General features: G+C 34.0%; 18 protein-coding genes. 6 read left to right on the top strand and 12 right to left on the bottom strand.

The window, feature by feature from the left end; translation table 11 throughout:
- Positions 1 to 53: 53 nt before the first annotated feature.
- The 9 genes from J7E44_RS02310 to J7E44_RS02270 form a co-directional block, all read right to left on the bottom strand.
- Complete coding sequence (locus J7E44_RS02310; RefSeq protein ID WP_214825196.1) at positions 54 to 242, bottom strand: hypothetical protein; 189 nt, start codon at positions 240 to 242, stop codon at positions 54 to 56.
- 11 nt (positions 243 to 253) lie between these two features.
- Positions 254 to 859 (bottom strand): DUF4230 domain-containing protein, encoded by a 606-nt coding sequence (locus J7E44_RS02305; protein WP_214825193.1) that lies wholly within the window; start codon positions 857 to 859, stop codon positions 254 to 256.
- Positions 860 to 862: 3 nt separating this feature from the next.
- The gene (locus J7E44_RS02300; protein WP_214825191.1) at positions 863 to 1429 is read right to left on the bottom strand and encodes a thioredoxin domain-containing protein; all 567 of its coding nucleotides are present in this window, start codon (positions 1427 to 1429) and stop codon (positions 863 to 865) included.
- Between the two features lie 3 nt (positions 1430 to 1432).
- Entirely contained in the window at positions 1433 to 1900 is a 468-nt protein-coding gene (locus tag J7E44_RS02295) for a pyrophosphohydrolase domain-containing protein (protein WP_214825189.1), read from the bottom strand.
- Positions 1901 to 2127: 227 nt separating this feature from the next.
- A complete protein-coding gene (locus J7E44_RS02290) occupies positions 2128 to 2547 on the bottom strand; it encodes a hypothetical protein (protein WP_214825187.1) in 420 nt (139 codons plus the stop codon).
- A gap of 10 nt (positions 2548 to 2557) precedes the next feature.
- Entirely contained in the window at positions 2558 to 3268 is a 711-nt protein-coding gene (locus J7E44_RS02285) for a glycohydrolase toxin TNT-related protein (protein ID WP_214825185.1), read from the bottom strand.
- A gap of 405 nt (positions 3269 to 3673) precedes the next feature.
- On the bottom strand, positions 3674 to 6604 hold the full coding sequence (locus tag J7E44_RS02280; protein ID WP_214825183.1) for a reprolysin-like metallopeptidase: 2931 nt from the start codon (positions 6602 to 6604) through the stop codon (positions 3674 to 3676).
- A gap of 203 nt (positions 6605 to 6807) precedes the next feature.
- Positions 6808 to 7305: a DinB family protein gene (locus J7E44_RS02275; RefSeq protein WP_214825181.1), complete on the bottom strand. Its 498-nt coding sequence runs from the start codon at positions 7303 to 7305 to the stop codon at positions 6808 to 6810.
- A gap of 15 nt (positions 7306 to 7320) precedes the next feature.
- Positions 7321 to 8460: an acyl-CoA dehydrogenase family protein gene (locus J7E44_RS02270; RefSeq protein ID WP_214825178.1), complete on the bottom strand. Its 1140-nt coding sequence runs from the start codon at positions 8458 to 8460 to the stop codon at positions 7321 to 7323.
- Positions 8461 to 8653: 193 nt separating this feature from the next.
- Between J7E44_RS02270 and J7E44_RS02265 the strand changes: the two genes are divergently transcribed.
- The 6 genes from J7E44_RS02265 (at position 8654) to J7E44_RS02240 (ending at position 15538) form a co-directional block, all read left to right on the top strand.
- On the top strand, positions 8654 to 10531 hold the full coding sequence (locus tag J7E44_RS02265; protein WP_214825175.1) for an endonuclease: 1878 nt from the start codon (positions 8654 to 8656) through the stop codon (positions 10529 to 10531).
- 197 nt (positions 10532 to 10728) lie between these two features.
- The gene (locus J7E44_RS02260) at positions 10729 to 11334 is read left to right on the top strand and encodes a SatD family protein (RefSeq protein WP_214825172.1); all 606 of its coding nucleotides are present in this window, start codon (positions 10729 to 10731) and stop codon (positions 11332 to 11334) included.
- 1 nt (position 11335) lies between these two features.
- Positions 11336 to 12031, top strand: a complete 696-nt coding sequence (locus J7E44_RS02255) for a DUF3307 domain-containing protein (RefSeq protein ID WP_214825169.1) — start codon at positions 11336 to 11338, stop codon at positions 12029 to 12031.
- A gap of 33 nt (positions 12032 to 12064) precedes the next feature.
- On the top strand, positions 12065 to 12784 hold the full coding sequence (gene purC / locus J7E44_RS02250; protein ID WP_034686328.1) for a phosphoribosylaminoimidazolesuccinocarboxamide synthase: 720 nt from the start codon (positions 12065 to 12067) through the stop codon (positions 12782 to 12784).
- 127 nt (positions 12785 to 12911) lie between these two features.
- A complete protein-coding gene (gene purF, locus J7E44_RS02245; protein WP_214825166.1) occupies positions 12912 to 14405 on the top strand; it encodes an amidophosphoribosyltransferase in 1494 nt (497 codons plus the stop codon).
- 185 nt (positions 14406 to 14590) lie between these two features.
- The gene (locus tag J7E44_RS02240; RefSeq protein WP_214825163.1) at positions 14591 to 15538 is read left to right on the top strand and encodes a glycerophosphodiester phosphodiesterase family protein; all 948 of its coding nucleotides are present in this window, start codon (positions 14591 to 14593) and stop codon (positions 15536 to 15538) included.
- A gap of 114 nt (positions 15539 to 15652) precedes the next feature.
- Here J7E44_RS02240 and J7E44_RS02235 read toward each other — a convergent pair whose 3' ends face one another.
- From J7E44_RS02235 to J7E44_RS02225, 3 genes are all read right to left on the bottom strand, one after another.
- Positions 15653 to 16360 (bottom strand): porin family protein, encoded by a 708-nt coding sequence (locus J7E44_RS02235; RefSeq protein WP_214825160.1) that lies wholly within the window; start codon positions 16358 to 16360, stop codon positions 15653 to 15655.
- Positions 16361 to 16955: 595 nt separating this feature from the next.
- On the bottom strand, positions 16956 to 17516 hold the full coding sequence (locus tag J7E44_RS02230) for a porin family protein (RefSeq protein WP_214825157.1): 561 nt from the start codon (positions 17514 to 17516) through the stop codon (positions 16956 to 16958).
- A gap of 146 nt (positions 17517 to 17662) precedes the next feature.
- Complete coding sequence (locus J7E44_RS02225; RefSeq protein ID WP_214825154.1) at positions 17663 to 18220, bottom strand: porin family protein; 558 nt, start codon at positions 18218 to 18220, stop codon at positions 17663 to 17665.
- Positions 18221 to 18243 lie beyond the last annotated feature (23 nt).

The following is an 18243-nucleotide window of genomic DNA, read 5'->3' as shown; positions in this document are numbered from 1 at the left end:
TATTTTTTTTATATTGAAATAGTCTGCCTCTTTTGAAGCAGACTATTCATATTTTACTGTTTAGTATTATCCGTTTTTCCGGTTTTATTTTTAGAAGATTTTTCAATATCTTCTTTATCAATATCCGGTGGATTAGTCTTCTTAGAGGACGCCGGGATATTGGGAAAATCCTCATTTTGTTTTTTCGACTCTGCAGCGTTTGTAGATTCTTTCTTTTTGTTATTGTCTTTTGAATTATTCATAGCTTTAAGTTTTAAAGTGCTAAAATACCTAGTTGACCTGTTTTATCTTCTATGGTATAATTCAAAGCCTTTGCCAAAACGAAAATATTATTAAGATTTTCCATAAGCTGTTTACGGCCCTCATTTCTTAATCGATTTTCATCAATTGTTTTAATGGCTGTATCTTTTGCTTTCTGAGTAACATTCTTAATATCTTTCTCTGTAATTCTATTTAAAAAAGAATCATCCAAAGACTGTATTTCTACGCTTGGTGTAATTCTGACATCTGCATTTGGCAATTCAGTAATGATCAGTTTTTTATTGATAGAATCAACTTCCATTTTCATCTTATTAAGATCATAAGAAACCTGAGCATTGGTCTTGGTATAGGTAATGATGCTGTTACTTGAAACTTCATTTCCAAATACCTCATAACCCATTTTCGTTTTTTGCATGCTGGAAGTATTCTGCTCTAAAACCACCATTTTATTCATTTTAGAAATCTGGTTGGTCAGAATATAATAATCTGATTTTTCCGTTTTTCCACCAAAATTAAAACACGATTTAAGACCAAAAAACAGGAATAACATGACAAGAATTCCTGCTGCAAATGATAGTATTAGTTTATTATTTTTCAATATTTATTTTTTAAATATTTCCCGAATTACAGATTTGTCATCTTTTTTCAAAATGTCAACCAAATCTCTTTCAACATAACCTGTTTTAGGCATTTCTATAATTCTCCCAATCTCTTTTTCATATTTTTCTACAATGATCGTAGGAACTTTTTGAATGTTATAAAGACCTTCTTCGCCCGATGGAGACTCTTTCTTACGATTGACAGCAATAATAGTCAGCTTATTATCAGGAAATTTCACTTCTTCTAAAATCCTCATTAGCCTTGGGAAATCCCTATGGCTGTCTTCACACCAGGTTCCCATGAAAACAGTAATATTATAAGAGGTTATTTTGGCTTTCTTCAGCTCAGCGATGGCTTTCTGGTCAAGTGCATATTCATCATGCTCTTTCACATACCAATCGGCATAAGGCTCTTTTAGAAATTGTTCTTTTAGCTGGTTTCCCAAAAGCATTTTCCCGTCTTTTTGAGTTTCTACCTCACGGTTCATCACTACTTTTTGAGCATTGAACTGTTGGGCAGCCAAAACGAGACTTGAAATGGCAACAATATTTGTAATAAATTTTTTCATATTTTATTTGTCGATGATCGTTTTTAAATCAGCAGGAGAGTAGTATTTATTTTTTAATACCTTATGATCCGCCTGTCTGTAAACATTGAATTTTTCTCCTGACTTTTCATAAAAAGATTCTACTCCTTTTTCTTTATAAAACTCAACTGTTTCATTTGCCTGTTCTTCATTGTCGCAAGCTTTTGACATATTAGAGCGCTGAACTTCGTTGAATAGCTCTACAAATTTACTGCCAAGTCCAAATTCCAGAACAGCACCACTCAAAACATATTGCAGATCACACAAAGCATCAGCAATTTCTACGATATCATTATCTGCAATAGCTTGTTTTAATTCATTTAATTCCTCTTGTAAAAGTTCAACTCTAAGACTGCATCTTTCCTGAGAAGGGATTTGTGGGGTTTCTAAAATAGGGGCTTTAAAAGTAGTATGGAATTCTGCTACTTGGTTCAGACTATCAATTTTATCCATGAATTTTTTTATTTAAAGCAAAGATAGAAAAGGATTTTGAAAAATTAAAGTCAGATGCAAGATATTAAATACTGGATTTTAGTGGTGAGAGTAATAGATTATGTTTATGTGGTTTTAATTTCTAAGATCTTAGCCTTCAACTTTTAATTAAACAAAAAAGGCTGCCTATTATCAGACAGCCTCTCTTATAGTATATAAAAAAGACTTTGTTGATCGTGTAGGATCGACTATTCTAAATTCTCATATCTCCAGATTCCTGAAATGTTTAAGACCGTTAATCCAGGTTGCTTTTCTCCGTAACTAAATACACAAAAATATTTTGAATGGCAAAATGAGCAGTCAGTTCCAAAATATAAAGTTGGTAAGTTATTTACCGTTAATGCTCCAAAATGCAACATGCCTTGTGAAGTTTCAGCAACAGCTCCATTCTTTAATAATTCATTTTTTGATAATACTTTATCTTCATTATAAATTTGAAGGATTGGAAAACCTGATTGATATGGGACTATTTCAATGGTATTTTTATGGCCACATTCGCAACAGGTGAAATTGGTTACAGCTGCCGGAGTGATTTCATCATTTGTGAAAATATCCTTATCAACAGGAACTTTTTCACCAATGTTTATTTTTTTTGATATTGAATACATTTGAGTTTATTTATTGCTGAATAACCGTCCCTACTAAGTTATTATAGTGACCACTTGGACTCTTTTTAATAGTGATTTTCACATATCCTTCTGCAGCTAATTTATTCCATGTTTTCTGATAACCGGTAGCAGGATCTATAGGAATTTTCCACATCGTTTGCTTACCGCCACCTATTTGATTGAACCAAGGAATGACATCTGCTGTTTGAGATTTGAAAGGTAATGAATTATTTAAAACATCGATCTCATAATAAAAATCATAAGCATTTTCAGGTTGATTTAATGCTCTTTGTGAGAAGGTGTAAACATATCCATTTACTATGGGACTTGTAAAACTTCCCCCTAAAGTTGGAATTCCAGTTCCGTTATAATTAATAGCTCCGCTGTATCTGTCAAATTTCTGTCCAGCCTGAAAAGAAACATCATCTACGATATTGTATCCTCCATTTGCAGGTGGCCATCCACCATTTAAATTATTGGCTTTAAATAATGCTTCCAGTTCGCTCCATTTACCTTGCTTGTATAAATCAAATGCCTGATTTCTAATCGTCTGATTAACAAGCCCAGCTGTATCATATGTTAAAGCAAATTCATCAGCATTTTTGTAGAACACATGTGTGACTCCATTTGTGTTGTCGATTTCATCATCTCTGTCAGAACTACAGGCAATTGAAAAAAATGCAATAGCTAAGAAGAAGATGTACTTAAATAAATGTTTCATAGTTAATAGTTTTTTAAATGTAAAAATTGAGTGAGTATTATTTGAAGGGTCGCATGTAGCATCAATTTGAGAAGGTATTTCCTTGCCAACAAGGTTGTTGCACGTGTTTTTTAAAGCAGGATCAAAGAAATAGGCAAGGTGATTTACCGTCAAAAAAAGAGCTGATGCTCCCTTAAATACAAGTTGGGTAAACGGTACAATAAAAGAATAATACTGAATGATAAATTTAATCAAAAAACTTAAATATTAAAAATTTTATTTAAATAAAATATTATTTATAAATTAAATTCATTAGTATCTGTAATTTATGATAATATTTTACATTTTAAAGACTGGATTCTATAATTTGCAATAAAAAAGGCCGTCTATTTCTAGACGGCCCTCACAAGGTTTAATTATAAATAATTAATTTTTAATAAATCTCTTAGCGATTTCGCCAATCTGAATCATGTAAGCACCTTTTATAAGATGACTCACATTTACAGTACCTTTTTCAAGTTTTCCTGAATTGATTAGTTTTCCACCCATATCGAAGATCTTATATTCTTCTGATGTTGTATTTGAGATATTTAAAATATCTCTTACCGGATTAGGATATAATTTTACTTCAGTCAATAAATCCTGAGTATTAAGCATATCTCCTCTTCCTGAAGAACCAATATTTAGAGTATAATCTTCAACCTGTCCATAGGTGTAAGTTCCACAAGATGATGATGGAATAGAGCTATATTGCATCATTACTCTCATTCTTGTTGCCCCTAAAGTTGCTGAAGCCGGAATTGTAATACTTCCTGTTACCGGCGTTGTAGTAGATCCTGATTTTGTCCAGGCTAGCTCTCCGCTATCAGTAAAGTCACCATCTTGATTATAGTCGATATACACCGCGTATGCTTCACTGTAAACTGTCGAAGTCCATACTGGAGTTATAGAAACTGTATAAGCACTTCCTCTTGTTACATTGGTAGAAACAGAAGTGAAGTTTTCGTATCCTGCAGTTCCTGTAGAGCTGTTATTAATGGTTCCGAATTTTACGTTTCCGATTCTTTCATCAGCCGTATTATTTGCAGATGCAGAGCAATAGGTTACAGTACCTCCTCCAAGAGTAGTTACACTTACAGAATTGCTAGATACAGAAGTGTTTCCTGCCGCATCTTTTGCTTTAACTGTAAAGCTGTAAGTAGTGGTTGGACTTAAACTTGTTACTGTATACGAAGTAGTAGCAGTAGAGCCAATTAATGAGCCTCCCTGATATACATCATAACCTGTAACTCCTACATTATCTGTAGCTCCGCTCCATGAAAGATTGGTAGTTGTAGAAGTCGTTCCAGAAGCTGCAAGGGTAGGTGCTGTAGGAGCTATAACATCTGTTCCTCCAGATCCAGCGTTTACAGTAATGTTGGCATTATTTACATCAAAGAAGATGTGACCGGAACCTTTAACCATAATTCTTCCAGTTGTTGTAGAAGCATTTGGTATAGTCACCGCTTGAGTACCATCATTTGGAGTTCCGGCTAATAGGGTAGTCCATGTATTCCCACTATCAGTTGACCAAAGGATATCTACATTAGCAGCATTCACTCCATTGGCAGTAGTTCCTGCAACATTCCATGTTACCGTTTGAGAAGTTCCACCCGTATATGTTGTTGCTGAATTTTGTGAAGAAACACTGAATGGTCCTGCAGTAGCGTTTACTGTGATCACAGCGTCGTCAGAATTATTTCCTGAACCACCAGCTCTGTTATCACGAACCGTAAATCTGAAGTTCAGAGCTCTGGCTACATTAGATAATGCTTCAACTGTAATTTCTGATCCTGCCGTTGTGGTAGCACCAGTTAATACAGAAGCCATTCTAGGGAAATATCTTGTTGGCGAAGTAGTTGGAGTCCATGATCTGAATGTAGGACCTGAAGCTTTTGTTGCACTTGCTGCAGAGCTGGCTCCTGTTTGAGAGGAGGATGCATTATCCATTTGCTCCCAAACATACGTTAAAGAATCACCATTTGCATCAGTACCCGTTCCTGTCAGCATAAATGGTGTGCCTTTAGGAATAGTATAGTCTGAACCTGCGTTTGCTGTTGGAATTGAATTTCCTGTTGCAGTACTTACCGGACAGGTTTTAGCTTTGATATTATTGGTAATCTGTTGGATGCTTATCGCATGAAAAAAAGCATCGGAATGGGGTTGGATATCCTGGGCAGTAATTCCTGCATATCCCATAATAGTTGATCCTGATCCAGGTTCCATATTGGCACCTGTTCCTTCATTACTCATAGAGAATGTATGGTTTCCTCCAAACTGATGCCCCATTTCGTGAGCTACATAATCAATATCGAAGTTGTCTCCAGAAGGGATTGCATCTGCAGGAGAGGTGTACCCACTTCCTTTAGATCCATTTGTACATACACAGCCAATACAGCCGGCATTTCCTCCACCTCCGGTAGCACCGAATAAGTGGCCAATATCGTAATTAGCTTCACCAATCACGGAAGTTAAAGTACTTTGAAGTTGTGAGTTCCAGCTGCTCATTCCGGATGCTGCAGAATATGGGTCAGTGGAAGCATTGGTATAAATTACAGCATCATTATTAGAGATAAGAACCATTCTTGCTGCAAAATCCTTCTCAAAGACACCGTTTACACGGGTCATTGTGTTATTCATTGCTGCTAAAGCATTGGCTTTTGTACCGCCGAAATAAGTGGTGTATTCTCCTGTACAGGAAAGAGCCAGTCTGAATGTTCTTAATTTTGCATCATCCGCATTTGGTCTGGCTGCAAGACTGGTGTTGTCAATCCCTTTTTGAGCAACATCAATTACAGTACATTCAAATTTGTTGAGATCATCTTTTTTGTCTGATTTTTTGTAAACAACATAAGTGGATAGATCTTTTGTGTAGGGTTCAATGAAAACAGCTGATTTATCACCGTAGATTTCCATAGAAGAAAGCCCTAATGAAGAAATACTGAAATAGACAGTGGAATTAGAATCTCCTAAACCTTCACCAACATACGATTTGATATCCGGGTATCTGGCTGCCAGTTGAGGATCAAAGTTTGAGTTTTCTCTTACTTTAAAGTTTTCCATCTTTCCTTCAGAATTAGGGAAGGAAACGATGATTTCTGATTTCTCTCCAACTGCCAGTCTTTTAGGAGCTCTTGAAAGTACATTCTTTAAGCCATTAATATCCAGAGTGTAAACTTTGGGATCACTAATGCTGGTTTTGTTCTCAAAAACATTTGTAGATGCTTTTTGTGAGCTTTGAGACCAGAGACGATCAGTCTGCGCGAAAGAAATGCCCGTCATAAAAAGCACTCCGATCAGAGTTAATTGTTTTTTCATAAAATATTTATTTTGATTGTGGAATATCAAAGCTAATAAAAAATTCATTACGAAAAACAAAATTTTTTAAGAAGATTTTTGAAAGTTGATTTAAAATATTATTCGATACATTGAATATGCGGTAATTTGTATTGTATCAAAAAAAGAAAATAGCACACATAAAATACGTGTGCTATTCATTTATCGGTGAAATAATTCTAAAATTATATTCTATCGTCTGCTGTGGGTCCGTATATTCCGGGAATTTTATTTCCCGTTGATCTTAAATAGACAACCAATTCACCTCTATGATGGTACAAATGATTAAACAGAAAACCTCTAATTACCTGAACTTTTGGAGTAGGCGGGAAGAATATTTTTCCGTGCATTTCCATTTTCCATTCATTAAGATAAGTCTTTTCATCCCAGTTTTCTAAAACTTGTTGAGCTTTGGCAACGTTGTCTTCAAACTTAGCGACAATATTTTCGGCTTTGGAAATATCTCCTTTATCATACTGATACACTCCCATGTCAAAAACGTCCTGATTGAATGTATATCCATACCAGTTGTATATTTCTGCTATATGGGACGCTAATTGGGCTGTGGTCCAGTTTTTTTCTGAAGGTTTCCAATCCAGAGCACTGTCAGGAATCGCTTTTAAAATTCTTCTGCTATTTTCTGCTTCATGTAAAAACTCACCTAAAAGGGCTTGTTTAATCATGGTATTCGAATTAAATTATTGGGTAATATCTCTTCCTATTACTAATCTCTGGATCTCAGAAGTTCCTTCTCCGATGGTACAAAGTTTAGAGTCTCTGTAATACTTTTCAGCTGGGAAGTCTTTCGTATATCCGTAACCTCCAAAGATCTGAACCGCATTATTAGCAATTCTCACACAAGCTTCAGATGCATATAGTTTTGCCATAGCACCTTCTTTTGTCATTTTTTGCTTTGCATTCTTCAATGTTGCAGCTCTTTGAATAAGAAGTTCTGCAGCATCAATTTCAGTTGCCATATCAGCAAGCATAAAGTTGATAGCCTGGAAACTAGCAATTGATTTTCCAAACTGATGTCTTTCTTTAGCATATTTTAAAGCTGCTTTATAAGCACCTCTTGCAGTTCCTAAACTTAAAGCAGCGATAGAAATTCTTCCTCCATCAAGAATTTTCATAGCTTGCTTAAATCCTTCTCCAACTTCTCCTAAACGATGAGAATCCGGTACACGAACATTATCAAAGATTAGTTCTGCTGTTTCGGAAGCACGCATTCCCAGTTTGTTTTCTTTTTTTCCCGAAGTAAAACCTGGCATTCCTTTTTCTAAAACAAAAGCAGTAGAGTTATTCTTAGCTCCAATTTCTCCTGTTCTTGTCATTACTACGGCAATATCTCCTGAAATAGCATGAGTAATAAAGTTTTTAGCTCCATTAATGATCCATTCATCACCATCTTTCACAGCAGTTGTAGACATCCCTCCTGAATCTGAACCTGTATTATGTTCTGTTAATCCCCAAGCCCCAAGTACTTTTCCGCTTGCTAACTGAGGCAACCATCTATGTCTCTGCTCCTCATTCCCGAATTCATAAATATGATTGGTACAAAGAGAATTGTGTGCTGCTACAGAAAGTCCGATAGAAGGATCTACTTGAGAAATCTCATCCAGGATAGCAACATATTCATGATAACCTAACCCAGAACCTCCGTACTGCTCAGGAACAACAATTCCCATAAAGCCCATTTCTCCTAACTGATGAAATAAATCTTTTGGAAAAGTCTGGCTCTCATCCCACTCCATAATATTGGGTCTGATATTTTTTTCAGCAAATTCCTTCGCTGTTTCTGCTATCATTTTAATGTTCTCAATAATCTCTGTATTCATATAATAAGTAAATAGTTAGTGCTCAAAGATACTTAAATTGTGGAAATACTAAAAATAATTGTTCCGGCGACAATATTACATTTGCAATAATTTAATTATCAGTTTTTTACAACAGGAGATTTAATATTTTTTTAATAATCAGGAGACCTTTGTAAATGAATTATTTCTCTACTTTAAAGCTTTAATTTTAAATATGAAAAAACTTTTATTTCCTGTCATTTTATTTTCGTCTTTTATTTTCGCACAAGCTCCTGCTGGATATTATGACGGAACAACCGGGCTTACGGGTTACGCTCTAAAGTCGAAACTGCATGATATTATTTCAGCAAAGAATATCAGTTGGCATTATGGTGATCTTACCAATTATTATAATCAGACTGATCTGGATGTATATTATGATCATGACGCAAGCAATACCACTTTGTTATTGGATATGTACTCTGAAATCCCGACAGGCCCTGATGCTTACGAGTATACAACAGCTAATTTAATAGGAAGTTCATCTGCTGAAGGACTAGGGTGGAATCGGGAGCATATGATGCCTCAAAGTACTTTTTACAGCAACTATCCAATGTATTCCGATCTGTTTTATGTTGTCCCTACTGATTCGAGAATCAATCAGTTAAGAAGTAATTATCCTTACGGGATTTCTATGACCACACCTTCTAATGTATTTTATACATTTACCAATTCCTCAAAGATCGGAAAAAGTGCCATTCCTAATTATGTATATACAGGTCGTGTTTATGAACCTATTGATGAGTTTAAAGGAGATGTAGCCAGGAGTCTATTGTATTTTGCGGTCCGATATGAAGGGAAATTAGGTGCTTTTAACTTTAATAATAATTCAAATCCAGCCTCGGACACCAATCCTTTAAATGGTACTGAGGAAAAGGCTTTTGACGATGCTTATATTGCAATGTTGCTTCAATGGCATACACAAGATCCTGTTTCCCAAAGAGAAATTGATAGAAATAATGCGGTGTATGCAATCCAGAAGAATAGAAATCCATTTATAGATCATCCACAATGGGTAAATGCTATTTGGAATCAAACCCCGGATAATGTTGCTCCTCAGGCTCCATCTGATTTTAACGCAACTCAGATAAGTACTTATTTTACAACGCTAAGTTGGCTGCCAAGTTCAAGCTCAGATGTTATTGGATATAAAATCTATCAAAATGGAACACTGGTCGCTTCTACAAAAAGTACTTCTATAAGCATTGATCATCTTTTACCTTCTACAAATTATTCTTTTACCGTAAAGGCATACGATAATGGGTACTTACTTTCGCCGGATAGTAATGTGATTTCTGTAAATACACTTGCCTCTGATGTCTATGCAAAAGACCTTTTTATCTCTAAATATTTAGAAGGAACATCAGATAATAAAGCAATAGAAATTACAAACAGAACCGGACATCCGGTTAATTTAAGTGATTATAGGTTGTCAATTCAGTTTTCGAGCACAAACAATTATTACTTTCCAGCACCTTACGAATTGGAAGGGATCATTCAAGATAATGAAGCCTTTGTCTTGTTAAATCCAAATGCTAATTTTTCATGCTATACAAATGACGAAGCTAAATTTGTTACAGCAGCTCCTCAAATGACCTATTCTGGAAGTCAATACCTTGAATTGCGATATAAGTCAGCAACAGTTGATGCCATCGGAATAAAATCTCAATCTAATTTTTCAGTGCTGGGTAATGTCTCTTTATATAGAAAAGCAAGTATTAATCAACCAACAAATTCTTTCAATATTAATGAATGGGATATTCATTCCAGTAATTATTGTGAGGATCTGGGAACTTTGTCTGCATCACCTGATATTCGTTTTGTTGAAAATGATACATTCAAAATCTATCCAAACCCTGTACAGGATCGTATTTTTGTAAGTGGAAAAACAGAAAATATAAAAATAGCTCAAATCATAGATTGGTCAGGAAGAAGCATTATTACTGAAAAGCTGCCATTTAAAAACAAGACCAATATTTCAGTACAAAATCTACAGCCAGGAATATATTTGTTGAAGTTAGATGACAAAACATATAAGCTTATTAAGAAATAATTTTAAAGAAGATACCTGTTTTAGGATAACAAAATATAATGAAAATAGATTTTACACGTTTATTTTATAATCTCTAAATCCCGTAAAATCTTCTGTTTTAGAGATAATCGATATAAGCAGATTCACTAATAATTAATATCTATAAGTGTTTCTGCTTATATCTTTTATTTATAAGTAATTATGCTTATATTTGCAAAATGATAGCGGTCATTACCGGTGATATTATAAATTCGCAACATGCAGACACAGAAGTTTGGATCACCAAACTAAAGAATCTCCTGGAGAATTGGGGAAGCTCACCCCTAACATGGGAAATTTACAGAGGTGACGAATTCCAATTCAAATGTACTATCGATGAAGTTTTCTGGCGTTTTCTTGCCATAAAATCTATTATAAAAAGTCAGGAAAATTTAGATGTAAGAATGGCCATCGGTATCGGTGAAGAAAATTTTTCATCTGAAAAAATTACGGAATCCAATGGAACGGCATATGTACATTCCGGAAGACTGCTTAATGGACTGAAGAGTGACGGAGATACTGTTGCTATTAAGACTTCTAATGAGGCGGTAGACAGAGATCTTAACATGCTCTTGAAGTGGTCATCCAAGGATTTTGATAACTGGACAATGGCTACAGCCGAAATTATTCATGAAATGATCATGAATCAAGATATTACACAGGAAGATCTTGCCAAAAAATTTGCCATCTCACAATCCTCGGTAAGCCAGAGGTTAAAACGTGCAAATTATGACCTTATTATAGAAACTAATCAATATTTTAGAAAGAAAATTTCAGAACTGTAAAATGATTTTCACTAAACTCATATTGGCACATTTACTCGGAGATTTTCTTCTTCAGCCAAATTCATGGGTTGCTGATAAAGAAAATCATAAGCTGAAAAGCAAATATTTATACTCACATATTCTTATTCATACTGTTTTAACTTTCATTTTCCTTTGGGATCTGCAGCTTTGGTGGGTCGCTATTTTAGTGGGAGTTTCTCATTTTATTATTGATGTATGTAAGCTAAGTTTTCAAAATGTAAAAACAAAAAAAAGATGGTTTTTTATTGATCAATTCCTTCATGTTTTGGTAATCGTCGGAGTTTCATTCTATTTTAAGGAATTCGACCTTAAAATTTTAGAAAATCAGGATTTTTTAAAAGTATTGATGGCTGTTTTATTTTTAACGACTCCATCATCTATTATCATTAAAATATTATTGTCTTCATGGACTCCGGTTGCTGAAGCACAAAACAATATACAAACCGAATCTCTTACGAGTGCCGGAAAATATATAGGGATCTTGGAACGTCTACTGGTATTCATTTTTATTTTAGTGAATCATTGGGAAGGCGTAGGTTTTATGGTTGCTGCAAAATCTGTTTTCAGATTCAGTGATCTTGCACAGGCCAAACAACGAAAGTTAACGGAGTATGTACTCGTCGGCACACTTTTAAGTTTTGGAATGGCTGTTCTAACAGGAATTTTAATTAAATAATTATAAATCTAACTATAAAAGACAATTTAGAAAATGGAAAAGAAAGAAATGTTGTACGAAGGTAAGGCTAAACAAGTGTTTGCTACCGATAATCCTGATCAAGTAGTAGTGCGTTTTAAAGATGATGCTACCGCTTTTAATGCTCAGAAAAGAGGACAAGTTGATCTGAAAGGCGAAATGAACAACGCGATCACTACTTTGATTTTTGAGTATTTAAATGAAAAAGGGATTAAAACTCATTTCATTAAACAATTGGACGAAAGAGAACAATTGGTAAAAAAAGTATCCATTATTCCTTTAGAAATGGTTGTAAGAAACTATTCTGCAGGAAGTATGGCTCAAAGATTAGGGGTAGAAGAAGGAATAAAATCTCCGGTAACTATTTTTGACATCTGTTATAAGAAGGATGAATTAGGAGATCCACTAATCAATGATCACCATGCTGTTTTCTTAGGTGCAGCTACTTATGAAGAACTTGATGAGATGTATGAGTTAACTTCAGATATCAACGAAATTTTGATCGATCTATTTGATAAGATGAATATCATCCTTGTAGATTTCAAAATCGAGTTAGGTAAAACTTCAGATGGTGAGATCATCTTAGCCGATGAAATTTCTCCAGATACTTGTAGATTATGGGATAAGGACACTATGAAGAAGTTGGATAAAGACCGTTTCCGTAGAGACTTAGGAGAAGTAACTGAAGCGTACGTTGAAATTTATAACAGATTGAAAACTTTACTAGGTAAATAATTTCAGTCAGTAGATCTCAGATGCTGTATAATAGCCTCTGATTTATTCATTACAGAAAAGTTTAAAATTATAATTTGAAGTTAACTTAGACTTAATTTTAAGATCTAACTTCTAATATTTAGAAAAAATGGAAAGTTTAGACATTCATAAAAGTGAATATTTAAAACAGTTTAAAAACCAGGCCTACGGTAGGAATCTTTTCAGAACGAATGAAGAAGAAAGACTTGATGCTCCCAATGAGGAGTGTGGGATTTTCGGATTATATTCTGATAATGATCTGGATACGTTCTCTCTTTCTCAGTTCGGGCTTTTTGCATTACAGCACAGAGGCCAGGAAGCTTGTGGTATTTCCGTTCTGAAAGACGGAAGGATCAACAATATGAAAGATGAGGGATTGGTTTTAGATGTTTATAAAGATATTCAGAATCCTGAAGCTTTTATGGGAAATTCTGCAATAGGGCATACTCGTTATACCACTGCAGGAGACAAAAAGAAGTACAATTTTCAGCCATTTTTCGCGAAAAACGAATATGACCAGATTATACTTTCGATTGCACATAACGGTAACTTAACCAATGCGAAAGAATTAAAAGCTGAATTGGAAGCTGAAGGAGTTGTTTTCAGAGCAACTTCTGATTCTGAAGTAATATTGAGATTAATTCAAAAAAATCTTGATTTAGGATTAAGAGGAGCAATCAAAGCAACTATGGAAAAGATCGAAGGAGCTTATTCTGTAGTAGGAATGACGAGAAATAAATTCTTTGCATTCAGAGATTTCAATGGGATCAGACCTTTAGTATTAGGAGCTATTGATGAGAAATCATATGTAGTAGCTTCTGAGTCTGTAGCTCTTGATGCTGTTGGAGCACAATATGTTCGTGATATTTTACCTGGAGAGATCGTATATACGAATGAGAATGAAACTGGATTACATTCTTATATGGTTAATGATAAAGGAAGACAGAGAATCTGTTCTTTTGAATATATTTATTTTGCAAGACCCGACTCTACATTAGAAAATATTAATGTTTATGAGATCAGAGAAAAGTCTGGTGAGAAAATTTGGGAGCAAGCACCTGTAGATGCCGATTTAGTAATTGGAGTTCCGGATTCTGGAGTACCAGCTGCAATTGGTTTTTCTAAAGCTTCAGGAATACCTTTCCGTCCGGTTTTGATCAAAAACAGATATATTGGTAGAAGTTTCATTGTTCCTACTCAGGAAATGAGAGAAAGGATTGTCAATTTAAAGTTGAATCCTATCATTTCTGAGATCAAAGGAAAAAGGGTAGTGATCATCGACGATTCTATCGTCCGTGGTACTACTTCCAAAAGATTGGTTAAGATCTTAAAAGACGCCGGTGTAAAAGAAATCCACTTTAGAAGTGTTTCACCACCTATCATCGCACCTTGTTATTTAGGAATTGATACACCGTCTAAAGATGATCTGATTTCTGCAAATATGACAACAGAACAGCTTAGAGATTATTTAGGAGTTGATTCTTTAGAGTTTTTAAGTACCGACAATCTTAAGGAGATTTTAGGTTCTTCTAATCATTGCTTTGGATGTTTTACAGAAGAATATCCTGTAGCAAAAGGAGAGGAATTAGAACTGTTTAATTAATTGTTTACATTAAATAAAAAAAAGGCCAGATATAATTATCTGGCCTTTCTTATTCTGTAAAACATAAATCCAAATTTGAGGGCTCAACTTTTTTGTTTTTTCATATAAATGTAGCATAAGCTTAATATTCCTGTATTACATAGTGCACAAGTAAGTTTTAATTTTGTAAAATGAAAATTCAGGATATGAAACACACATTTTTCACAGCTATTTTTCTTGTATTTGTTCAATTGTATTCTGCTCAATCTTTCGATAAGCAGGCACACCGTGGAGGCAAATCTCTATATCCGGAAAATACAATCCCGGCTATGAAGAATGCATTAAAAATGGGTATTACCACACTTGAAATGGATTTAGCCATCACAAAGGATAAAAAAGTAATTCTTTCCCATGATGCTTTTCTTTCACCTGAACTGGTAACAAAGCCTGATGGAACCTATATTCCCAAAGACTCTGGTTTTTACTATAAAATTTATGATATGTCTTATGCGAGAATTCAAACATTTGATGTAGGCTTAAAAAAACTTGACAATTATCCTGATCAGAAGAAAATGAAGGTACAGAAACCTCTTTTCTCAGAGGTAATAGATGCATGTGAGACTTATTCCCGAGAGTTGAAAAGACCTTTGCCCTTCTATAATATAGAAACTAAAACCCGTCCTTTCTCTGATAATATCTTTCACCCGGAACCAAAAGAATTTATGGATCTGATGATGAAGGTTATCTTAGAAAAAAAGATTCAAGATCGCGTTATTATTCAATCTTTTGATCCAAGAACACTTGAAATTATCCATAAAGAATATCCTAAAATAATGACGGCTTTACTGGTTGAAAAAGTTGATGATAAAAAGCTCGCACAACAACAGTATTACTTTAAAAACATACCAGCAGAGAAATTCAAACTATACCCGAATCATCTTAATGGTGTATCCGGAGATATGAAGTTTCTAAGCTTTATTCCTACTATCTACAGTCCGGATCAGTCTCTTGTTACTCCTGAATTGGTGAAGGAATGCCATACAATGGGGATGAAAGTTATACCATGGACCGTTAATACTAAAGAGAGATTAAAGGAACTAAAAGGTATGGGAATAGATGGATTGATTAGTGATGATCCACGAATATTTGAATAAACTTTTACCTTATTTTTACTTTCTTGATTCAATAGAAATGGCTGGAAGAAGTTCTTCCAGCCATTTTACAATGCAAAAAGCTGCATTTTATGGTTAAAAAATTGGTTGTGGTTATTAAAACTTATAGTTCAAACCTAACTGAAATGCTCTGTTGTTGTTTTCAGCTGCAGGTCGGTTATTATCAATCTTAGTTAAACTGTTAACATATCTTGCGTTAATTCCTAAATTAGGAGTAAAGTAGTAACCAAGACCAATACCTAAACCGAAATTGAATTTGTTGATGTTATCTTTATCAATGGTTTCAGAAGTAGATTCTCTCTGAGTAGTGGTTATACCTGCTGTAGTACTTGTAACAGTTGTTTCACCTTTGTTTTTTCCGTTGATGAAATAACTGAACTCAGGACCAGCTTCGAAATAAAAATTATCTACTGGTTTAAACTGTACCATTAATGGAACTGAAATATAATTCAATGTAGTTTTAAAATCTGACTGTCTTTTTACAGTTGTAGCACCTGTTGTAACTTCAGAAGAAGAAAGAACACTCTTTGCCCCTAATTGGTTATACAATACCTCCGGTTGTAAACTAATTTGTTTAGATAATGGGATATTTACGAAAGCACCTGCATTAAATCCTATTTTCTGATTGTTTGCACTTAATTTTTGCTGACTGAAATAAGCAGAAGTTGCCCCTGCTTTAATACCAAATCTAATAGGTTCCTTTTCCTTATTAACGGTGGTAATAGTAGTCGTTGTCGTTTGTGTTTCTTGAGCGAAAGCTAATGAGCCAGCAACTATTGCTAGTCCTAGAAATAACTTATTCATAATTTAATTTTTTAATTTTACTATTTCTTTTCGCCTGGATTATTCATTCAGACTCGATGTATTTTGCAAAAGGCTTGCCATAATTATAATTTGATGATTTGCAGTAAGATATGTCAAGAAGCGCCTATTTAAAACAATCTTCAATATTACACTTGAGGGGGATTTTTTTAGTTAATTTCAATTGTTTGGTTAAATTTTTAAGTTAAATTCAATTGAAAAAAAATATGTGCATTTTTTGAAATATTTTTTAATATTATCTTTATTCATCGATCATTGCCATGCTTTTTCTTATAAATGTTATAGTTTAATGTTTAAATCTACGATGCCAAATACTTTATTTACTTATCATTTATGGTTACTTTATTACATTTTAATAAAACAAATAGCATTAAATAATATAAAGATTATCTGTTAATTCTTATAATAGAAGTATCAAATCACGGATCTTCATGAAACAATGTACAGTGGTTTTAAAAGAATATGAGAGAATAGAAGAATAGAGTATTAATGAAAATAAAAAGAATGTCAACTTATAGAATAAAAAACCGGTTAGATTTAAGTAAATCTAACCGGTTATACCGTAATTAAAACAGTGTTATTTGTTGAATTTGTAAGTAAGACCTACTTGGAATACATTATTTTTTCCATCAGCCTGAAAACCATTTACTTCTTTAGTAATATTAGTAACACCTGCTACATATCTTAAATTAACACCAATGTTTTTGGTAAAGAAATATCCTGCACCTAATCCTATACCAAAATCAAAACTTTTAAGAGCATCCTTAACATCTACTGATACGGATTGTCTTTTAAGAGTGGAATCGATCAGGAAACTGAATTGCGGTCCTGCCTCGAGGTAAAGCTGTGGGGTAGCATTATATTGGAACATTACCGGAACTGAAATATAACTTAAATTCAACTTTCCATTACCATTTCCATCTTCTTTTGTTCCTACCCCATTATATAATATTTCAGGCTGTACACTAAAACTTGAAGCAACAGGGACGTTCATTAAAACACCTCCGTAAAATCCAGCTTTTGCTTTAGTATCATCACCAGAAACCGTAGAAATGTTAAGACCGGCTTTAACTCCAAATGTTTGAGCAAATGTTAGCGAGCTTGCAACAACTGCTAATCCTAATAATAATTTTTTCATAGTTTAAATTGTTTTTTAATCTTAGCTATTTTATGCAAATTTCTTGCCAAAAAATGTTAAAATAGTTAAAATATACATGTGATTTCTTAAAATTAATGATTGAAACCCAAGTTGTTTTATAAAAATTCAAAATTTAATTCTGAAGTTTATTTGAATTTATACACTAATCCTATCTGGAAAACATTATTTTTTCCTTTAGGTTGCATACCTCCGATTTCTTTGATAACATCTCCAACACCAGCTATATATCTTGCTGTAAGACCAAGGCTTGGGATAAAGAAATATCCTGCGCCGATACCAATTCCAAAGTCAAAACTTTTAATATAATCCTTTCCGCCTACTGACGTTGAGCCATTTTTAAATTTAGAATCAATCAGAAAGCTAAATTGAGGACCCGCCTCAAGATAAAATTGTGGAGTAGGGTTGTATTGAAACATAACAGGAACTGAAATGTAATTCAAGTTGGTTTGAAGATCATTATTCCCTTTAACCTTAGTCCCTATACCGTTGTATAAGATTTCTGGCTGAACACTAAAATGGGATGCAACAGGAACGTTCATAAGGACGCCACCATAAAATCCTGCTTTTGCTTTAGAATCACTGGTATTGATCGTTGAAAGATTGAGACCTGCCTTTACTCCAAATTTCTGAGCAAAGAATAAAGAACTTGAAATAACAGCTAAACCTAGTAATAATTTTTTCATAGTTTAAATTTTTTTTAAAATTT

Origin of the sequence: Chryseobacterium sp. ISL-6, assembly GCF_018613715.1 — a bacterium.
In the GTDB taxonomy this organism is placed as follows: Bacteria; Bacteroidota; Bacteroidia; order Flavobacteriales; family Weeksellaceae; genus Chryseobacterium; species Chryseobacterium paludis.
The sequence above is the reverse complement of the archived record's forward strand: the minus strand, read 5'-3'. Positions and strand labels throughout refer to the sequence as shown.